This is a genomic window from Streptomyces sp. GQFP (genome assembly GCF_021545335.1).
GTDB lineage: Bacteria > Actinomycetota > Actinomycetes > Streptomycetales > Streptomycetaceae > Streptomyces.
The window spans coordinates 1,464,323-1,483,293 of the sequence record NZ_CP089312.1 but is presented as its reverse complement, the minus strand read 5'-3'; the positions used below and the strand labels follow the sequence as shown (position 1 = coordinate 1,483,293).

The 18,971-nt window shown below is 70.0% G+C and carries 15 protein-coding genes and 1 pseudogene; 14 read left to right on the top strand and 2 right to left on the bottom strand.

Going from position 1 to position 18,971, the window contains the following annotated elements; genetic code table 11:
- The first annotated feature begins 72 nt into the window (after positions 1-72).
- The 8 genes and pseudogenes from LUX31_RS06515 (at position 73) to LUX31_RS06480 (ending at position 9,608) form a co-directional block, all read left to right on the top strand.
- Positions 73-1,410 (top strand): inositol-3-phosphate synthase, encoded by a 1,338-nt coding sequence (locus LUX31_RS06515; protein ID WP_235473809.1) that lies wholly within the window; start codon positions 73-75, stop codon positions 1,408-1,410.
- The gene (locus tag LUX31_RS06510) at positions 1,407-2,396 is read left to right on the top strand and encodes a sugar phosphate isomerase/epimerase family protein (protein WP_235473807.1); all 990 of its coding nucleotides are present in this window, start codon (positions 1,407-1,409) and stop codon (positions 2,394-2,396) included. Before LUX31_RS06515 ends, LUX31_RS06510 begins: the two co-directional genes overlap by 4 nt.
- On the top strand, positions 2,393-3,031 hold the full coding sequence (locus LUX31_RS06505) for an EboA domain-containing protein (protein WP_235473805.1): 639 nt from the start codon (positions 2,393-2,395) through the stop codon (positions 3,029-3,031). Before LUX31_RS06510 ends, LUX31_RS06505 begins: the two co-directional genes overlap by 4 nt.
- Entirely contained in the window at positions 3,031-3,879 is an 849-nt protein-coding gene (locus LUX31_RS06500) for a TatD family hydrolase (RefSeq protein WP_235473804.1), read from the top strand. Before LUX31_RS06505 ends, LUX31_RS06500 begins: the two co-directional genes overlap by 1 nt.
- A 3-nt stretch (positions 3,880-3,882) precedes the next feature.
- Entirely contained in the window at positions 3,883-5,052 is a 1,170-nt protein-coding gene (gene eboE, locus LUX31_RS06495) for a metabolite traffic protein EboE (protein ID WP_235473802.1), read from the top strand.
- A gap of 230 nt (positions 5,053-5,282) precedes the next feature.
- Positions 5,283-6,650 (top strand): nucleotide pyrophosphatase/phosphodiesterase family protein, encoded by a 1,368-nt coding sequence (locus LUX31_RS06490; RefSeq protein ID WP_235479813.1) that lies wholly within the window; start codon positions 5,283-5,285, stop codon positions 6,648-6,650.
- A gap of 60 nt (positions 6,651-6,710) precedes the next feature.
- Positions 6,711-7,751 carry a sugar phosphate isomerase/epimerase family protein gene (locus tag LUX31_RS06485; RefSeq protein ID WP_235473801.1) on the top strand — a complete coding sequence of 347 codons (1,041 nt, stop codon included), beginning with the start codon at positions 6,711-6,713 and terminating at the stop codon, positions 7,749-7,751.
- 228 nt (positions 7,752-7,979) lie between these two features.
- Positions 7,980-9,608: pseudogene (locus LUX31_RS06480) on the top strand (IS200/IS605 family accessory protein TnpB-related protein).
- Here LUX31_RS06480 and LUX31_RS06475 read toward each other — a convergent pair.
- A complete protein-coding gene (locus LUX31_RS06475; protein ID WP_235479812.1) occupies positions 9,605-10,975 on the bottom strand; it encodes an OFA family MFS transporter in 1,371 nt (456 codons plus the stop codon). The pseudogene LUX31_RS06480 and the gene LUX31_RS06475 sit on opposite strands and share 4 nt — an antisense overlap.
- Positions 10,976-11,168: 193 nt before the next feature.
- On the bottom strand, positions 11,169-12,401 hold the full coding sequence (gene frc, locus LUX31_RS06470) for a formyl-CoA transferase (RefSeq protein ID WP_235473797.1): 1,233 nt from the start codon (positions 12,399-12,401) through the stop codon (positions 11,169-11,171).
- Between the two features lie 118 nt (positions 12,402-12,519).
- On the opposite strand from frc (LUX31_RS06470), the gene sucC reads away from it, so the two are divergent.
- The 6 genes from sucC (at position 12,520) to LUX31_RS06440 (ending at position 18,962) form a co-directional block, all read left to right on the top strand.
- Positions 12,520-13,650, top strand: a complete 1,131-nt coding sequence (sucC, locus tag LUX31_RS06465) for an ADP-forming succinate--CoA ligase subunit beta (RefSeq protein ID WP_235473796.1) — start codon at positions 12,520-12,522, stop codon at positions 13,648-13,650.
- Between the two features lie 11 nt (positions 13,651-13,661).
- A complete protein-coding gene (gene sucD / locus LUX31_RS06460) occupies positions 13,662-14,561 on the top strand; it encodes a succinate--CoA ligase subunit alpha (RefSeq protein ID WP_235473794.1) in 900 nt (299 codons plus the stop codon).
- Between the two features lie 113 nt (positions 14,562-14,674).
- Positions 14,675-16,231, top strand: a complete 1,557-nt coding sequence (locus tag LUX31_RS06455) for an aldehyde dehydrogenase family protein (RefSeq protein ID WP_235473793.1) — start codon at positions 14,675-14,677, stop codon at positions 16,229-16,231.
- Between the two features lie 36 nt (positions 16,232-16,267).
- Positions 16,268-17,497 carry a formyl-CoA transferase gene (gene frc, locus LUX31_RS06450; RefSeq protein ID WP_235473792.1) on the top strand — a complete coding sequence of 410 codons (1,230 nt, stop codon included), beginning with the start codon at positions 16,268-16,270 and terminating at the stop codon, positions 17,495-17,497.
- Positions 17,498-17,549: 52 nt separating this feature from the next.
- A complete protein-coding gene (locus LUX31_RS06445) occupies positions 17,550-18,104 on the top strand; it encodes a beta-class carbonic anhydrase (protein WP_235473791.1) in 555 nt (184 codons plus the stop codon).
- A gap of 54 nt (positions 18,105-18,158) precedes the next feature.
- The gene (locus tag LUX31_RS06440) at positions 18,159-18,962 is read left to right on the top strand and encodes an acyl-CoA dehydrogenase family protein (protein WP_235473790.1); all 804 of its coding nucleotides are present in this window, start codon (positions 18,159-18,161) and stop codon (positions 18,960-18,962) included.
- Positions 18,963-18,971: the final 9 nt, after the last annotated feature.

The window sequence follows — 18,971 nt, the reverse complement described above, 5'->3', positions numbered from 1 at the left end:
GCCGGACCCCCGCCCGCCGCCTTCCACCCGGCCCGCCGCCGGAGCGCGTGAACGACAAGGAGGCCGCTGCCCATGTCCACGTCGTCGTCCCAACCTCGAACCCGTGTGGGGGTATGGCTGATCGGAGCCCGCGGCTCCGTCGCCACCACCGTCGTCGCGGGCTGCGCCGCCGTGACAGCGGGCCTGCACCGCCCCACCGGCATGGTCACCGAAACACCCCCGTTCACCGACTGCGGCCTCCCACCCCTGTCCGCCCTCGTCTTCGGCGGACACGACACGATGGACTGCCCACTCCCGAAACGCGCGGAGGCACTGACGGCGGCAGGAGTCCTGCCGTACGGCCTCACGTCGGCGATCGCCGCCGAACTGGCCGCAGCGGAACGGGAGATCAGACCCGGCGCGCCCACTCCAGATGAGCTTGACCGAACGCCTGACGACCTGGTGGCGGCCTTCGCCGCGGACATCCAGGACTTCGTACGACGCCACGCCCTCGCCCGGGCGGTGGTGGTGAACGTGGCCTCCACGGAGCCCACCCCGACCGGCACCGCACTCCCGCCCAGCTCGCTCTACGCGGCAGCGGCCCTGCGCGCGGGCTGCCCTTACGTCAACTTCACCCCGTCGACAGGCCTGCACCACCCGGCGCTGGCCCGGGCGGCGGAGACGAGCGGTCTCCCCTACGCAGGCCGAGACGGCAAAACAGGCCAGACGCTCCTCAGATCGGTCCTCGGCCCGATGTTCACGCAACGGGCCCTGGAGGTCCGAGCCTGGTCGGGCACCAACCTCCTCGGCGGCGGCGACGGGGCGTCCCTCGCCGACCCCGCCGCGGCCGCTGCGAAGAACGCAGGCAAGGAACGCGTCCTCGCCGACACGTTGGGCACAACACCGGAGGGCACGGTCCACATCGACGACGTCCCGTCCCTCGGCGACTGGAAAACCGCGTGGGACCACATCGCCTTCGACGGCTTCCTCGGCACCCGCATGGTCCTCCAGACCACTTGGCAGGGCTGCGACTCGGCCCTGGCAGCCCCACTCGTCCTAGACCTGGCCCGCCTCACTGCCCGCGCCCACGAGGCCGGCCTCTCCGGCCCCCTGAGCGAACTCGGCTTCTACTTCAAGGACCCGGTGGGCGAGGGCCCGTCGGGGCTGGGGGAGCAGTACGCGGAGTTGGTGGGGTTCGCGGGGCGGTTGGGGGGTGGGGAAGGGGCGGCGGGGCTGTCGGAGCTGGTGGGACCTATTGAACTGGCGGGGCTTGCGGGATCGGCCGGGCCCACTGCTCCCGCCGAGCCCTCGGGATCGGCTGGCCCTTCGGGTGTGGGGCCGGGCCAGGACGCGGAAGCCTGGGCGGAGGGACCCCGGCCTAGGGGACCCCTGGGCACGCGACCGGCCGACGGGGACGGGGAACGCCGGTGAACACGCGATCCGGCGGGACCCTCCGAGGCGGCGCCCAGGCCAGGGGCGACCGGGCACGCGCTCGGTCCAACGCACCGTACGACGCCTCCGCCGCCACCCCCCTCCGCTTCGGCTACGGAACCAACGGCCTCGCCGACCTCCGCCTCGACGACGCCCTCGGCCTGCTCGCCGACCTCGGCTATGACGGCGTCGGCCTGACCCTCGACCACATGCATCTCGACCCGCTGGCCCCCGACCTTCCCGCCCGTACCCGACAACTCGCCCGCCGCCTGGACACCCTCGGCCTGGGCGTCACAGTGGAGACCGGCGCCCGCTATGTACTCGACCCGCGCCGCAAACACGGCCCCTCCCTCCTCGACCCCGACCCGGACGACCGCCGACGACGCGTCGACCTCCTGCTCCGGGCCGTGCGAGTCGCCGCGGACCTCGGCGCCCACGCCGTGCACTGCTTCAGCGGCATCACCCCCGCCGACACGGACCCGGACACCGCCTGGCACCGACTGACCGACGCCCTCATCCCCGTCCTGGACGCGGCCACAGCGGCAGGCGTCCCGCTCGCCGTCGAACCCGAACCCGGCCAACTCCTCGCCACCATCGCCGACTTCCACCACCTCCGTCACGCACTCGACGACCCGGAGCCCCTCGGCCTCACCCTCGACATCGGCCACTGCCAGTGCCTCGAACCACTCCCTCCCGCCGACTGCGTCCGCGCCGCCGCACCCTGGCTGCGCCACGTCCAGATCGAGGACATGCGCCGCGGAATCCACGAACACCTCCCCTTCGGCGACGGAGAGATCGACTTCCCGCCCGTACTGGCCGCCCTGTCCGCCACCGGCTACCAGGGCCTGACCGTCGTGGAACTCCCCCGCCACTCCCACGCGGGCCCCCACTACGCCGAACACTCCCTCCACTTCCTCCGCCGAACGGCGCCCTCCGCCCCGACGGCACCAGCTCCAACGTCAGTCGCCGAAGGGAGCACCCCATGACCCAGCCCCACGTCGGCCCTGGCACCCACCTCACCGACCTCCGCACCCAACTCACCGCCCACCTCACCGAACCCGCCCGCGCCTGGCTCGCCCGCGCCCTGGACGAGGCAGCCGCCCGCTCCGGCGCCCACGGGCCCATCTCCGCCTGGGAGTTGCTCCTGGCCGAGGCCGGTCGCCGCTGCGGCACCGATCACGCGGACGCCGTACGAGTCCTGATCCTGCATGCCGCCCAAGCCGGCCCGGACGCCCTCACCCGCGTCTACCGGCAGGGCACCGCCGCCGAACGCCGAGCCGTCCTGCACGCCCTGCCCCACCTGGTTCCCGGCCCCGACGCCCTCCCCCTCGTCGAGGACGCCCTGCGCACCAACGACACCCGCCTCGTCGCCGCAGCCGTCGGCCCGTACGCCGCCCGGCACCTGGACGCCCACAACTGGCGCCACGCCGTACTGAAGTGCCTGTTCACCGGAGTGCCCGTCGACGCCGTGGCCGACCTCCACCACCGGGCCCGCGCCGACACCGAACTCGCCCGCATGCTCGACGACTACGCCGCCGAACGCACCGCCGCCGGCCGCCCCGTCCCCGAGGACCTGCACCGAGTCCTGGCCCTGACGGCGTCCGAAGCCAAGGAGTCCTGATGCGCATCTTCGACCCCCACATCCATATGACGTCACGGACCACCGACGACTACCAGGCCATGCACACCGCAGGTGTCCGCGCCGTCGTAGAACCCTCCTTCTGGCTCGGCCAGCCCCGCACCTCACCCGCCTCCTTCCTCGACTACTTCGACTCCCTCCTGGGCTGGGAACCCTTCCGCGCCGCCCAGCACGGCATCGCCCACCACTGCACGATCGCCCTCAACCCCAAGGAGGCCAACGACCCGCGCTGCGCCCCCGTCCTCGACGAACTCCCCCGGTACCTCGTCAAGGACCGCGTCGTCGCCGTCGGCGAGATCGGCTACGACTCGATGACCCCCGCCGAGGACACCGCCCTCGCCGCGCAACTCCAGCTCGCCGCCGACCACGAGCTGCCCGCGCTCGTCCACACCCCGCACCGCGACAAACTCGCCGGCCTGCGCCGCACCCTCGACGCCGTACGGGAGTCCGCGCTGCCCCCGGAGCACGTCCTGCTCGACCATCTCAACGAGACCACCGTCAAGGAGGCCAAGGACGCCGGCTGCTGGCTCGGCTTCTCGGTCTATCCGGAGACCAAGATGGACGAGGAACGGATGGTCGCGATCCTCCGCGCCTACGGGCCCGAGCAGATGCTGGTCAACTCCGCCGCCGACTGGGGCAGAAGCGACCCCCTCAAGACCCGCAAGGTCGGCGACCTGATGCTCGCGGAGGGCTTCACCGAGGACGACGTCGACCGCGTCCTGTGGCGCAACCCGGTCGCCTTCTACGGCCTCAGCGGCCGGCTGGACCTCGAAGTCGAGGCGACCGACGCCACCCACGAGGGCAACTCCATCCTGCGCGGCGGGGAGTGAACGATGCGCTTCCGCCACCCCGACGGCTCCACCGTCCACCTCGCCTACTGCACCAACGTCCACCCCGCCGAAACCCTCGACGGAGTCCTCACCCAACTCCGCGACCACTGCGAACCCGTACGCCGACGCCTCGGCCGCGACCGCCTCGGCATCGGACTGTGGCTGGCCAAGGACGCCGCCCACGCCCTGGTCACCGACCCCTCCGCCCTGCGCGGCCTGCGCACCGAACTCGACCGGCGCGGCCTCGAGGTCGTCACCCTCAACGGCTTCCCCTACGAGGGCTTCGGCGCCGAGGAGGTCAAGTACCGCGTCTACAAGCCCGACTGGGCCGACCCCGAGCGGCTCGCCCACACCACCGACCTGGCCCGGGTCCTCGCCGGCCTCCTCCCCGACGACGTCACCGAGGGCAGCATCTCCACCCTGCCGCTCGCCTGGCGCACCGCATACGACGGCGAACGCGCGGCCACGGCCATGACCGCCCTGGGCACCCTCGCGGAACGCCTCGACGCCCTCGCCGAACTCACCGGCCGCTCCATCCGCGTCGGACTGGAACCGGAACCCGGCTGCACCGTCGAGACCACCGCCGACGCCATCGCCCCGCTCACCGCGATCGGCCACGACCGCATCGGCATCTGCGTCGACACCTGCCACCTCGCCACCTCCTTCGAAGATCCGCACACCGCCCTGGACGCGCTCACCGAGGCCCGCGTCCCCGTCGTCAAGTCCCAGCTCTCAGCCGCCCTGCACGCCGAACACCCCCATCTCCCCGAAGTCCGCGAGGCCCTCGCCGCCTTCGACGAACCCCGCTTCCTGCACCAGACCCGCACGGCCACCGCCGCCGGACTGCGCGGCACGGACGACCTGGGCGAGGCCCTCAAGGGCGACACCCTGCCCGACGCCTCCGCGTGGCGCGCCCACTTCCACGTCCCGCTCCACGCGGCCCCCGCCGCACCCCTCACCTCCACACTCCCCGTACTCAAGTCCGCCCTGACCCGGCTCGTCGGCGGCCCGCACCCCCTCACCCGCCATCTGGAGGTCGAGACCTACACCTGGCAGGCCCTCCCGCCCGAACTACGGCCCCGCGCCCGCGCCCAGCTCGCCGACGGCATAGCCGCCGAACTCACCCTCGCCCGCGACCTTTTGACTGACCTGGGCCTGAAGGAGCTGCCATGAGCCCCGGCCCCGCCGGCGAAGACCCCGTACCGCCGAAGGCCCCCGCACAGTCGGAGCCCCCGGCACCCTCGGAGGCCCCGTCGCCTCCAACCCCGGCACCACCAGAGCCCGTACCTCCGGACCCCGCGCCCACTGACCTCGTCCCTCCTGACCCCGCACCCAGTGACCCCGCACCCAGTGACCCCGCACCCCCTGAGCGCGCACGCAGTGCCCCCGCACCCACCGACCCCATCCCCCTCCTCGTCCTGGACGTCGTAGGCCTCACCCCCCGCCTCCTCGACCACATGCCCCACCTCAAAGCCCTCGGCCAGTCCGGCTCCCGTGCCCCACTGGGTACCGTCCTACCCGCTGTCACCTGCGCCGCCCAGTCCACCTTCCTGACCGGCACCCTCCCCGCCGAGCACGGCATCGTCGGCAACGGTTGGTACTTCCGTGAACTCGGCGACGTACTCCTGTGGCGGCAGCACAACGGACTCGTCGCCGGCGACAAACTGTGGGACGCCGCCCGCCGCGCGCACCCCGGCTACACGGTCGCCAACATCTGCTGGTGGTACGCCATGGGCGCCGACACCGACATCACCGTCACTCCCCGTCCGATCTACTACTCCGACGGCCGTAAGGAACCCGACTGCTACACCCGGCCCCCGGCCCTGCACGACGAACTCACCACCCGGTTCGGCACGTTCCCCCTGTTCCACTTCTGGGGCCCCGGCGCCGACCTCACCTCCAGCCGCTGGATCATCGACGCGACCCGGCACATCCTGCGCACCCGCCGGCCCGACCTGGCTCTGTGCTACCTCCCCCATCTCGACTACGACCTGCAGCGCTTCGGCCCCGACGACCCACGCTCCCTGAAGGCCGCCGCCGACCTCGACGCGGCCATGGCCCCGCTCCTGGACGACGCCCGGGCCGAAGGCCGTACCGTCGTCGCGCTCTCCGAGTACGGCATCACCCGTGTCGACCGGCCCGTCGACATCAACCGGGCCCTGCGCCGCGCAGGCTTGCTCGAAGTGCACACCCAGGACGGCATGGAGTACCTCGACCCGATGGCGTCACGCGCCTTCGCCGTCGCCGACCACCAGATCGCCCACATCTATGTGCGGAGACCGGAGGATCTGGAGACCGTGAAGGAAGCGCTCGCCGACCTGCCAGGGATCGAGCAACTCCTCGACGACGAGGGCAAGAAGACCCACCATCTCGACCATCCGCGCGCCGGCGAACTCGTCGCCGTGGCGGAGCCGGACGCCTGGTTCACGTACTACTACTGGCTCGACGACGCACACGCGCCCGACTTCGCACAGCTCGTCGAGATCCACCGCAAACCCGGATACGACCCGGTCGAACTCTTCATGGATCCGCGCGACCCCTACGTCAAGGTCAAGGCGGCGACCGCACTGGCCCGCAAGAAACTCGGCCTGCGCTACCGCATGGCGGTCGTGCCCCTGGATCCCTCACCTATTCGCGGCAGCCACGGCCGCCTTCCGGCGAGCGACGACGACGGTCCGCTCCTCATCTGCTCCACCCCCCGTGCCGTCGACGGCCGTATCGCGGCCACCGACGTGAAAGCACTCCTGCTCCAACTGGCCGGTCTCTCCTGACTGGTCACAAGTGAAGCACTCACCACTGACAACGCCCTCCGATCCCGAGGAGTTCCAGCAATGAGCCGCACTCACCACACCGACCCCGAACTCGCCCACCGCCTCAGCAGACGGAACATGCTCGGCGTGGCCGCGGGCGCCACCGCCGCCGCGCTCCTGGGCGCCGCCGCGGCCCCCGCCGGTGCCGCCACCCAGACCGCGTCCGGCGGCGCGGGCCGGGGCCGTCCCGTCCTGCCGCCCGGCCGACTCGGCATCCAGCTCTACAGCCTGCGCGACAAGGTCTCCACGCTGGGCTTCGCACCCGTCTTCGCCGAACTGAAGAAGTACGGCTACGACGAGGTCGAGTTCGCCGGATACACCCAGGGCTCCGCCGGCCCCATCACCCTCGCCCAGCTCAAGCGACTGGCCAGGAACAACGGCCTGAACCCGATCGGCAGCCACGTCGGCTACTACTCCAGCGACCCGAACGCGTACACCTTCGCGCAGAACCTCGACAAGGTCCTCGACGACGCCCAGGCCCTCGGCCTCAAGCACATCGGCACCGCCTCCGGCCCGTTCCGCTACGGCTCCACCGTCGACGCCTGGAAGCGGGCGGCGGAGGAGTTCAACACGTACGGCGCGGCGGCCAGGGCACGCGGCATGAAGTTCTACCAGCACAACCACTCCGAGGAGTTCTCCTTCGCCACCGACAACCCCAAGGTCCGCCTCTACGACGTACTCCTCGCCGAGACCGATCCCAAGCTCGTGTACCTGGAGATGGACATCTTCTGGGCCTACTCCGGCCAGTTCCGTTTCTCCAAGCGTCCCGACGGCACCCCCGCGCCCTTCGAGCCGCTGAACTACGTACTCAGGCAGCCCCACCGCTACCCGCTCTTCCATGTGAAGGACGGCGTCAGCGACCCGGGCAACCAGTACGGCTACCGCATGACCGATGTCGGCGACGGCGACATCGACTACCAGCGGTTCATCTCCGCCGTGACCCGGCTGCGCGGGGAGCGGCTGGCCCACCACTGGCAGGCCGAGCACGACAACCCGACCGAGTCCTTCACCTTCGCGCGCCGCTCCAGCGAGCACCTCCACTCGCTGCGCGAGAAGTGCTGACGGCACCGCATACACGTGAGGAGGCCCTCCCGGGAATTCGCCATTCCGGGAGGGCCTCCTCACGCGCGTGTGCCGTCACCGCGCGGGCTGCGGCTCCGCGGTCCGGGCAGTCGTGGGGTCGGTTTCAGCTGGGAACTGGCGTTCTCGCGTCGAATGCGTGACCTTCACGGGTGGCGCTCGTTTCTCATGGCGACGGGATCTTCCGGTGGGGCAGGGCGGGGGGACGGGGTGGGCGAGTTGAGAAGCATCGCGCCGCCGTTTGTCGCGTCCGGTCCGTCTGGTGTGGCCGTCCGGACCCGTCTCAAGGACCTGGCGCCGGACGATGAGATGGTGCTGCGTCTGGTGGGTGCGCATCTGGGGTCGCTGGCCTCGAAGGATCTCAAGGCGCGCTGCCGGGACGCCTTGGCACACTCCAGTGAGACGTGGGCGGTGCGTAAGCGGGAGCTGACTCCGGTCTCGTCGTCGCGGTGGGCGGGCAGTATCACCAAAGCGTCGCATGACCAGTGGGCGTTGGCCCGCCGCTGCCAGCTGGCGCACCTGCAGAACCTGGAAGCGGGCATCCGTACCATCGAGGACCGGCTGTCCCAGCCGGTCGGGCAGAGAGGAACCAAGAAAGCTCCCGGAGGTTACCGGTCCCAGCGGGAGTGGCATGCGAAGTCCCGGCGGCTGCGGGTACTTGAGGACCGGCTGGCTGCCGCGCGGGCCGACCGTGAGGCCGGAGTCGTGCACGTCGTGCGCGGCGGTAAGCGACTGGCCTGCGCCCGGCACCACTTGGAGGCGGCTCAGCTCACGGAGTCCGGGTGGCGGGGGCGTTGGGAGGCGGAGCGCTGGTTCTGTGAGGCGGACGGGGAGTCCGGCAAGCGCTACGGCAACGAGACGATCCGCGTCAGCCCGGACGGTGAGGTGAGTCTCAAGCTGCCCGCGCCGCTCACGCATCTGGCGAATGCCCCCTACGGCCGGTACGTCCTGGCCTGCCGGGTCGCGTTCACGCACCGGGGTACGGAGTGGGCGGACCGCGTCGAGGCCAACCGGGCCGTGGCCTACCGCATCCACTACGACACTGGCCGGGACCGCTGGTATCTGACCGCCTCCTGGCAGATCCCGCCCACCCCCACCCTCCCCGTCGAGGCCGCGCTCGCCCATGGAGTGATCGGCGCCGACATGAACGCCGACCACCTGGCCGCCTGGCGCCTCGACATCCACGGCAACCCGACCGGCAGCCCCCGCCGCTTCTTCTACGACCTGACCGGCACTGCCGAACACCGTGACGCCCAGGTTCGCCACGCCCTGACCCGCCTCCTGCACTGGGCCCGGAGTTGTGGTGTGCGGGCGATCGCGGTGGAGGACCTGGACTTCGCTGCCGAAAAGAGCCGGGAGAATCACGGCCGCCGCAAACGCTTCAGGCAGCTGATCTCTGGCATGCCCACAGGAAAGCTTCGCGCCCGACTGGCCTCGATGGCCGACCAGACGGGCATCGAGGTCATCGCGGTGGATCCGGCCTACACCAGCCGGTGGGGTGCCCAGCACTGGCAGAAACCACTCACCAGCACCACCCGTAAGACCACTCGCCACGATGCTGCTGCCGTGGCGATCGGAAGGCGCGCCCAGGGACACCCGATCCGGCGACGGACGGCACCGCCCCCTGCTCACCGGAGTGATGAGCAGGGGCATCGGACCGTCCAGGCCGGTCGGCGTGTTCCCGGGCGTGAGGGAACCCGCCCCCGCATCCCCGGACCACGGACACGATCCGTGCCGCCCGGACGCGGAGCGAACGCGGGCAACCAGAACGCCCAACACCGTCCGGGGCGTTCGACTGAGCATGAGACCTGGCGACAGGACTCACAGCTCAGTCTCTAGGAACGGTTGGGGGAGACCCGGCGGGCGGCCGTCGGCTTGCCCGGTGCCTTCAGGAATACGGCGAGCACCGCGGAGGCCAGACCGATGCAGCCGGCCAGGACGAACGCGCCCTCGTAGTCCCAGTTGGCGACGACCACCGCGCCCACTCCGGAGCCGACGAGGCCGGAGATGAGCTTCGAGCTGTAGACCATTCCGTAGTTGGAGGCGTTGTTGTTCTCACCGAAGTAGTCCGCCGTCATGGCCGCGAACAGAGGGAAGATCGCCCCGCCGCCGAATCCGGAGACCATCGAGCAGAACAGGAAGAACGGCATGCTGCCCATCTGGCCGGAGACCAGCACACCGAACTGGGCCGTGCCCAGCACCAGACACACGATGATCAGCGTGTTGCGCCGTCCGTAGCGGTCGGATATCCAGCCGATGACGCCACGCCCGGTGCCGTTGACGATGGCTTTCAGGGACATCGCCGTGGCCACGATCCCGCCCGCGAAGCCCATGTCCTTGCCGAACGGCACCTGGAAGGCGATACCGAAGATGTTGATGCCCGCCGTGCAGAGCAGGCAGAACCACATCATCCAGAGGACGGGCTGACGGGCGGCTTCCTTCGGGGTGTACTGCTTGACCGCCGGCGGGTTCTTCTCCAGCGCCCGGCGGATCTTCGGGTCGTCGGTGGCCTTGAGCGGGTCGACGTGCGCGGGCCACCAGTTCTTCGGCGGGTCCTTGAAGAACCAGCCGGCCGACGCCACGACCAGGCACAGCCCGACGCCTACGCAGGCGAGCACGGTCTGGTAGTTGCTGATGTCCATGTACGAGGTGAACAGGAACACGAAGGGCACCGAGCCATAGGCGAAACCGCCGTTGACGAAGCCCGTCTTGCCGCCCTTGCGCTCCGGATACCACTTGCCGACCATGTTCACGCAGGTCGCGTAGACCAGACCGGCGCCGATACCGCTGCACATGCCGAAGCCGAAGTACGCCACGAGCACGTTCGGCGCGTACGCCAGTGAGACGTAGCCGAGCATGGTGCCGACCGCGCCGATCATCATCGCCGTACGCGCGGGCAGTCTGCCGCTCTCCCGCAACTGACCGGCGGGGAAGGCCACGGCCGCCTGGAAGAACACCCAGACGCCCATCAGCCAGAAGATGTGTCCGCTGTCCCACAAGTGGGCCTCGTGGAGGGTGTCCTCCGCGGACGTGAACGCGTACTCGGCGGAGCTGATGCCCATCATGCCGATCCACGGCAGGATGACCATCCACTTGCGCCCACGGCCCATGATGTCGACATCGGACTCGCCGATGCGGTACTTGCGGCCGTTGGGATCCGTCACCTCCCGGTACGGGACGGACGTCGAGTAGTCGATGGTTGTCATCTTGGTCAAGACTCCTTGCGTCGAAAGATCTGGCCAGCGCCCCCTGTCCAAATGCCTTTCGTGCGCGCATGGGTCCCGGGGCTGCCGACGCGCACCGTCGGCCGCTCCCTGTGCTCGGTTACGTCATGAACCGCCCCCAACAGCCGGACGGCTCCGCACCTTCACCTTCGCGGTGCGCTCCAGGGCCCCCACGTCAGATCACCCCGCTCGACCTGAGCAGGCGCAATTCCTCGTCGCCCAGGCCGAGTTCGCCGATGAGGATTTCTTCGGTGTGCTGGCCGAGGAGGGGTGGGGTGGTGATGCGGGTGGGGGAGTCGGAGAGTTTGAGGGGGTTGCCGACGGTGGTGAACTCACCGCGCTGGGGATGCCCGACGGTGACGATCATGTCGTTCGCGGCGAGGGAAGCGTTCTCGATGATCTCCTTGGTGGACAGGATCGGCCCGCACGGAATGCTGTATGCGTTCAGCCGCTCCAGGACCTCCCACTTCGCCAGCGTCGACGTCCACTCCTCGATCAGCTGGAACATCTTCGCCAACTTCGGCAACCGGGCTTCGGGGGTCGCCCAGTCGGGATCGTCCGCGAGTTCCGGCCTGCCGATCAGCCCGGCCAGGGGCTTCCAGCCCGGCGGCTGCACGATCACGTACACGTAATCGATCGGGCCGCCCGGCGCACACCTGACGGCCCACCCGGGCTGCCCACCCCCCGACGCGTTCCCCGAACGCGGCACCTCGTCGCCGAAGTCCTCGTTCGGGTACTCCGGCAAGGGTCCGTGCGCGAGGCGTTGCTGGTCGCGCAGCTTGACCCGGCACAAGTTCAGCACCGCATGCTGCATCGCCACATTCACCCGCTGCCCCCGCCCCGTCGACTCCCGCTGGAACAACGCGGCCAGGATCCCCGCCACCGCGTGGATACCGGTCCCGGAATCCCCGATCTGCGCCCCCGTCGCCAACGGCGGACCGTCCGGGAACCCGGTCGTCGCCATCGACCCGCCCATCGCCTGCGCCACCACCTCATAGGCTTTGAAGCCGGTGTACGGGCCCTCCCCGAACCCTTTGATCGACGCGTACACGATCCGCGGGTTGATCTCCCGGATCCGCTCCCAGGTGAAGCCCATCCGGTCCACCGCACCCGGACCGAAGTTCTCCACCATCACATCCGCACCCCGGATCAACTCCGACAGGATCTCCCTGCCCCGCCCCGTCTTCACGTTCAACGTGACACTGCGCTTGTTGCAGTTCAGCATCGTGAAATACAACGAGTCCGCACCCGGCACATCCCGCAACTGCCCCCGCGTCACATCCCCACCCGGAGCCTCCACCTTCACCACATCCGCACCCAGCCACCCCAGCAACTGCGTCGCCGACGGACCCGACTGCACATGCGTCAAATCCAGCACACGCACACCCTCAAGAGCCCTCGTTGCCACAGGTCACCTCGCTTGGCACATTGCATACAGTCGACGAATACTGTATGAAGATTGTTATCCCGCATCCGATGGGTGATGTCCAGGGGGCGTGCACCACTTTTAAGACGGGAGCCGAATCATGGACCTGTACGAGCATCAAGCCCGCGGACTCTTCGAAGAACACGGCATCCTCGTACCGAGGGCGGAGGTCACCGACTCGCCTGAGGAAGCAAGGGAGTTGGCCCGTCGGCTCGGCGGTCGCGTCGTGGTCAAGGCGCAGGTCAGGTCCGGGGGCCGGGGCAAGGCGGGCGGTGTGCGGCTCGCCGCCGATCCGGCCGCCGCGGAACTCACGGCACGTCAGATCCTCGGCATGGACATCAAGGGCCACGCGGTCGGCAAGGTCATGCTGGCCCAACCCGTGGACATCGAGAGCGAGTTCTGCGTCTCCTACGTCCTCGACCGCACGGCGGGCCGCTTTCTCGCGATCGCCTCCGCCGAGGGCGGCACGGAGATCGAGGAGGTCGCCACTGCTCGGCCCGAGGCGGTGGTCCGTACGCACATCGACCCGGCCGAGGGCGTGACCTTCGCGAAGGCCAGGGAGATCGCAGAGGCCGCCGGGCTGCCAACGCAGGCCGCCGACGTCCTCGTACGGCTGTGGCAGGTGCTCGTTCGTGAGGACGCCGTCCTTGTCGAGGTCAACCCGCTCGTCCGTACCCGGCAGGGACAGCTCCTTGCCCTCGACGGCAAGGTCACCCTCGACGACAACGCCCGCTTCCGGCAGGCGCGTTGGGGAGCGGAGGAGGCGGAGCACGAGGGCACGCTGGAGGCGACGGCTGCCGCGAAGGGCCTCAACTACGTGAAGCTCGACGGCGAGGTCGGCATCATCGGCAACGGCGCCGGCCTGGTCATGTCGACCCTCGACGTGGTCGCCGGTTGCGGCGCGCGCCCCGCCAACTTCCTCGACATCGGCGGTGGGGCGTCCGCCCGCATCATGGCCGACGGGCTGTCCGTCATCCTCTCCGACCCGGACGTGAGGTCGGTGTTCGTCAATGTCTTCGGCGGGATCACGGCGTGCGACGCGGTCGCCGACGGCATCGTGCAGGCCCTGGACGCCGTCCAGTTGACCAAGCCGCTCGTCGTGCGCCTCGACGGCAACAACGCGGCGCGCGGCCGGGCCGTCCTCGACGAGTACGCCCACCCGCTGGTCCAGCAGGCCACCACCATGGACGGCGCCGCTCGCCGAGCCGCCCGACTCGCCAACGCGGCCTGAGGAGACGGAACATGGCGATCTACCTCACCAAGGAGAGCAGGGTCCTCGTCCAGGGCATGACCGGCGGCGAGGGCATGAAGCACACCCGCCGCATGCTTGCCGCCGGCACGAACGTCGTCGGCGGCGTCAACCCGCGCAAGGCCGGCCGTACCGTCGACTTCGACGACCGAGCGGTGCCTGTGTTCGGGTCGGTTGCCGACGGTATACGGGCTACCGGAGCCGACGTCACCGTCGTCTTCGTGCCGCCCGCCTTCGCCAAGGCGGCAGTCGTCGAAGCGGCCGACGCCGGCATCGGACTCGCCGTCGTCATCACCGAGGGCATCCCCGTCCACGACACCGTCGCCTTCACCACGTACGCGAAGGAGACGGGCACCCGGATCGTCGGCCCCAACTGCCCGGGGCTGATCACGCCCGGCCAGTCGAACGCGGGCATCATCCCCGCCGACATCACGAAGCCGGGCCGTATCGGCCTGGTGTCCAAGTCCGGCACGCTCACCTACCAACTCATGTACGAGCTGCGGGACATCGGCTTCTCCACCTGCGTCGGCATCGGCGGCGACCCCGTCGTCGGCACCAGCCACATCGACTGCCTGGCCGCCTTCCAGGACGACCCCGACACCGAACTCGTCGTCCTCATAGGGGAGATCGGCGGCGACGCGGAGGAACGCGCCGCCGCGTACATCAAGAAGCACGTCACCAAGCCCGTCGTCGGCTACATCGCCGGCTTCACCGCGCCCGAGGGCCGAACCATGGGACACGCGGGCGCCATCGTGTCCGGTTCGGCGGGCACGGCGCAGGCGAAGAGGGCGGCACTGGAGGCGGTCGGCGTCCAGGTGGGAACCACCCCGACTGAGACGGCCCGCCTGGTGCTCGCCCTGCTGGAAGCCGACCGCGACGCCAGCCATGGCTGACAGGCCTTGACCGCGCCGGGCCAGCCGATCCGGCGCCACCGCGTTCATCCGCGCATTGATCCACGTGTTCATCCATCCCGCCCCCGACTGTGCACCGAGAGCGGAGACACCGAATGGCAACCACCCTCAACTCCACCCACCTCGTGGTGAAGTCCGGTACGTCCTGGACCGACGCCTGGCAGCGATGTCTCGCCGTCGCCCCCGAGGCGTTCCGCGACGACCGTGTCCTCAACCTCTGGAACTCCGCCTGGCAGGCCGACGGCCGGGCCCTGCCCGCCACCAGCCCCGTCGACGGCAGCCCCATCGCCGGCCCGCCGCGCCTCGACCGGGACGTCGCCCACCAGGCCGTACGCGCCTCCCTCGACCAGCACCGCGCCTGGCGGCACATCCCGCTCGACGAGCGCCGCGCCCGCGTCGCGGCCACCCTCGACGCCCTCACCCAGCACCGCGAACTCCTCGCACTCCTGCTCGTCTGGGAGATCGGCAAGCCGTGGCGGCTCGCGCAGGCGGACGTCGACCGGGCCATCGACGGGGTGCGCTGGTACGTCGACGGCATCGAACCGATGGTCGCCGACCGGGGCCCGCTGGACGGCCCGGTGTCCAACATCGCCAGCTGGAACTACCCGATGAGCGTGCTCGTTCACGCATTGCTGGTACAGGCACTGGCAGGCAACGCGGTCATCGCCAAGACCCCGACCGACGGCGGTGTCGCCTGTCTGACCCTGGCCTGCGCGCTCGCCGCCCGCGAGGGGATTCCCGTCACCCTGGTCAGCGGCAGCGGGGGAGAGCTGTCCGAGGCGCTGGTGCGAGCGCCCGAGATCGGCTGCGTCTCCTTCGTCGGCGGTCGCGACACCGGCGCCGCGGTGGCCACGGCCGTCGCCGACCTCCGCAAGCGTCACGTACTCGAACAGGAAGGACTCAACACCTGGGGCATCTGGAACTACTCGGACTGGGACGCCCTCAAGGCCGTCGTCCCCAAGCTCTTCGACTACGGCAAACAGCGCTGTACGGCGTACCCGCGCTTCGTCGTCCAACGGCAGCTGTTCGACGAGTTCCTGGCCGCCTACCTCCCGGCGGTGCGCACCCTGCGCGTAGGCCACCCGCTCGCCGTCGCGAACGCCGACGACCCCTACCCGGCACTGGACTTCGGGCCCGTGATCAACGCGGCCAAGGCGAAGGAACTGCACGACCAGATCGCCGAGGCCATCGACCGCGGTGCCGTGCCCGTACACCGGGGCAGCCTGGCGGACGCCCGCTTCCTGCCCGGCCAGGACACATCGGCGTACGTCCAACCGGTCACCCTCCTGAACCCGCCGCCGTCCTCGCCGCTGCACCACGCGGAGCCGTTCGGGCCGGTCGACACCATCGTCCTCGTCGACACCGAGGCGGAGCTGCTGGCCGCGATGAACGCCTCGAACGGCGCGCTGGTGGCCACGCTCTCCACGGACGACCGGGCGACCTTCGACCGGCTCGCCCCGCAGATCCGCGCCTTCAAGGTCGGCCACGGCAAACCGCGCTCGCGAGGCGACCGCGACGAGCTGTTCGGCGGCTTCGGCGCGTCCTGGCGCGGTGCGTTCGTCGGCGGTGAGCTGCTGGTACGCGCGGTGACCCAGGGCCCGGTGGGGGAGCGGCTGCCCGGGAACTTCCCCGAGTACCAGCTCATGCCGTGACCCGACAACCGTCGACACACAAGCGAGGTGGCGATCATGACGAAGGCTCTTGAGGGTGTGCGTGTGCTGGATTTGACGCATGTGCAGTCGGGTCCGTCGGCGACGCAGTTGCTGGGGTGGCTGGGTGCGGATGTGGTGAAGGTGGAGGCTCCGGGCGGGGACGTCACGCGGGGGCAGTTGCGGGATGTGCCGGGTGCGGACTCGTTGTATTTCACGATGCTGAACTGCAACAAGCGCAGTGTCACGCTGAACGTGAAGACGGGGCGGGGCAGGGAGATCCTGACGGAGTTGATCCGGGGTGCGGATGTGATGGTGGAGAACTTCGGTCCGGGTGCGGTGGACCGGATGGGCTTCACCTGGGACCGCATCCGGGAGATCAACCCCAGGATCGTGTACGCCTCGATCAAAGGGTTCGGGGAAGGCCCGTACACCGGCTTCAAAGCCTATGAGGTCGTCGCGCAGGCGATGGGCGGCTCGATGGCGACCACCGGGTTCCCGGACGGTCCGCCGTTGGCGACGGGGGCGCAGATCGGGGACTCCGGGACCGGCATCCACGCCGTGGCGGGCATTCTGGCCGCGTTGTTCCAGCGGGAGCGGACGGGGCGGGGGCAGCGGGTGAATGTGGCGATGCAGCATGCGGTGCTGAACTTGTGCCGGGTCAAACTGCGCGATCAGCAACGCCTGACCCGCGGGCCGTTGGCGGAGTATCCGAACGAGGACTTCGGCAGCGAGGTGCCGCGTTCGGGGAACGCGTCGGGGGGCGGGCAGCCCGGGTGGGCTGTGCGCTGCGCGCCGGGTGGCCCGAATGATTACGTGTACGTGATCGTGCAGCCGCCCGGCTGGAAGCCCCTGGCCGGGCTGATCGGCAGGCCGGAACTCGCGGACGATCCCGACTGGTCCACCCCCGAAGCCCGGTTGCCGAAGTTGGCGAAGATGTTCCAGCTGATCGAGGAGTGGACGTCGACGCTGGCGAAGTGGGAGGTCCTGGAGCGGCTGAACGCATACAGCATTCCGTGCGGGCCGATCCTGTCCACGAAGGAGATCATCGAGGACGCTTCACTCGCCGCGAACGACATGATCGTCACCGTCGGGCATCCTGAACGCGGTGAGTTCACCACCGTCGGCAACCCCCTCAAGCTCTCCGACTCCCCCACCCGCATCACCGCCCCGCCCCTCCTCGGCCAGCACACCGAAGAAATCCTCATCGGCGAACTCGGCCTGGAAGAAGACGAGTTGCTGGTGCTCAAGGCGCAGGGTGTGATCTGACCGACGGCGGCCGACGTCGCCTCCGCTCCGTCCCGAGTGAGGTAGTCCATCCATGTCCACACACGCATCCTGTTTCGCCACCGAGACAGTCACGGACCGGCTCGTGGAGTCCAACCGCACCTACGCCGCCGGATTCACCGACCCGGGGATGGACGCCCGCCCGGTGCTCCAGGTGGCCGTCGTGGCCTGTATGGACGCCCGTATCGACCTCCACGCCGCCCTCGGCCTGGAGTTGGGCGACTGTCACACCATCCGGAACGCGGGCGGCGTCGTCACCGACGACACGATCCGTTCCCTGACGATCAGTCAGCGGGCGCTCGGCACCCGCAGTGTCGTACTCATCCACCACACCGGCTGCGGTCTCCAGACCCTGACCGAGGACTTCCGGCACGAACTGGAGCTGGAGGTCGGACAACGGCCGGCCTGGGCGGTGGAGGCCTTCCGGGACGTCGACCAGGACGTACGGCAGTCGATGCAGCGCGTGCGCACCAATCCGTTCCTGCCGCACACGGACGACGTCCGGGGCTTCGTCTTCGACGTGGCGACCGGGCTGCTGCGGGAGACGGCCCCACGAACTGATGCCGTGCGCGATCACTCCGAAGTCTGAATAAGTCAGAAGTCAGAAGTCTGAGAAGTCAGAAGAAGTCCGAAGGGGGCACCCGTGTCGTACCGCACCGCTCTCGCAGAAGTCCTGCACCGTGCCGTCGCGCCCTGCGCCGAACTGACCGGCATGGAGGGCAGGTTCCCCCGTGGGGCGGTGACGGCCTTCGGGGCAACCGGGCTGCTGGGGCTCACCGTCTCCACCGAGTTCGGCGGCGCCGGACTGGGGCTGCCGGAAGCCGCCGAGGTGGTGGCCCGGACGGCCCTGGTCTGCCCGGCGACGGCGGCCGTACTCCGGTCGCACTACACGGCGGTCGCCGTCATCGAGTCGTACGGCAGCCCCTGGGTGCGCGGTGAGATCGCCGCCGGACGTCATCTCAGCAGCCTCGCCCTCCTGGAGGGCGTCACCGGTTGCGGGCAGGAGACGGAGGCCCAACTGCTCATGGCGCGCGGCACGGCCGTTCGTTCCGGTGGGGTGGTCGCCCTGCGTGGGCGTAAGTACGGGGTCGTCGCGGCGGGGGAGGCCGACAGTTACGTCTGGTCCTCCCGGCCGCTCGGTACGCCCGACGGTCTGAGCCTCTGGGGGGTTCCGGCGTACGCCCCGGACCTGTTCGTGCCCGCCCGGCCCGGCGCGACGGGGCCGCCGGGCAGTGCGACGTCCACGGTGTTCGCCGACCCGGTGCTGGTGCCCGCCGAGGCGAGGCTCGGTGCGGACGGCGGCGGGCTCGACATCGTGCTGGGTACGGTCCTGCCGTGGCTGCGCGAACTGCGGGCCGCCGCCGCTGCCGACGGGCGGGCGCAGCACCGCACGCCCGTCGGAGTCCGACCCGCCGATTCCCTCACGCCGTCCCCAAGCAGGGCATGAACTCCGGCC

What these genes read in the sequence shown, in the direction of transcription:
- LUX31_RS06455 (WP_235473793.1), top strand. Translation starts at nt 14,675, where the DNA reads ATGGCAACCACCCTCAACTCCACCCACCTCGTGGTGAAGTCCGGTACG.
- LUX31_RS06485 (WP_235473801.1), top strand. Translation starts at nt 6,711, where the DNA reads ATGAGCCGCACTCACCACACCGACCCCGAACTCGCCCACCGCCTCAGC.
- LUX31_RS06505 (WP_235473805.1), top strand. Translation starts at nt 2,393, where the DNA reads ATGACCCAGCCCCACGTCGGCCCTGGCACCCACCTCACCGACCTCCGC.
- sucC (WP_235473796.1), top strand. Translation starts at nt 12,520, where the DNA reads ATGGACCTGTACGAGCATCAAGCCCGCGGACTCTTCGAAGAACACGGC.
- sucD (WP_235473794.1), top strand. Translation starts at nt 13,662, where the DNA reads ATGGCGATCTACCTCACCAAGGAGAGCAGGGTCCTCGTCCAGGGCATG.
- LUX31_RS06515 (WP_235473809.1), top strand. Translation starts at nt 73, where the DNA reads ATGTCCACGTCGTCGTCCCAACCTCGAACCCGTGTGGGGGTATGGCTG.
- LUX31_RS06475 (WP_235479812.1), bottom strand. Translation starts at nt 10,975, where the DNA reads ATGACAACCATCGACTACTCGACGTCCGTCCCGTACCGGGAGGTGACG.
- LUX31_RS06445 (WP_235473791.1), top strand. Translation starts at nt 17,550, where the DNA reads ATGTCCACACACGCATCCTGTTTCGCCACCGAGACAGTCACGGACCGG.
- frc (WP_235473792.1), top strand. Translation starts at nt 16,268, where the DNA reads ATGACGAAGGCTCTTGAGGGTGTGCGTGTGCTGGATTTGACGCATGTG.
- eboE (WP_235473802.1), top strand. Translation starts at nt 3,883, where the DNA reads ATGCGCTTCCGCCACCCCGACGGCTCCACCGTCCACCTCGCCTACTGC.
- LUX31_RS06500 (WP_235473804.1), top strand. Translation starts at nt 3,031, where the DNA reads ATGCGCATCTTCGACCCCCACATCCATATGACGTCACGGACCACCGAC.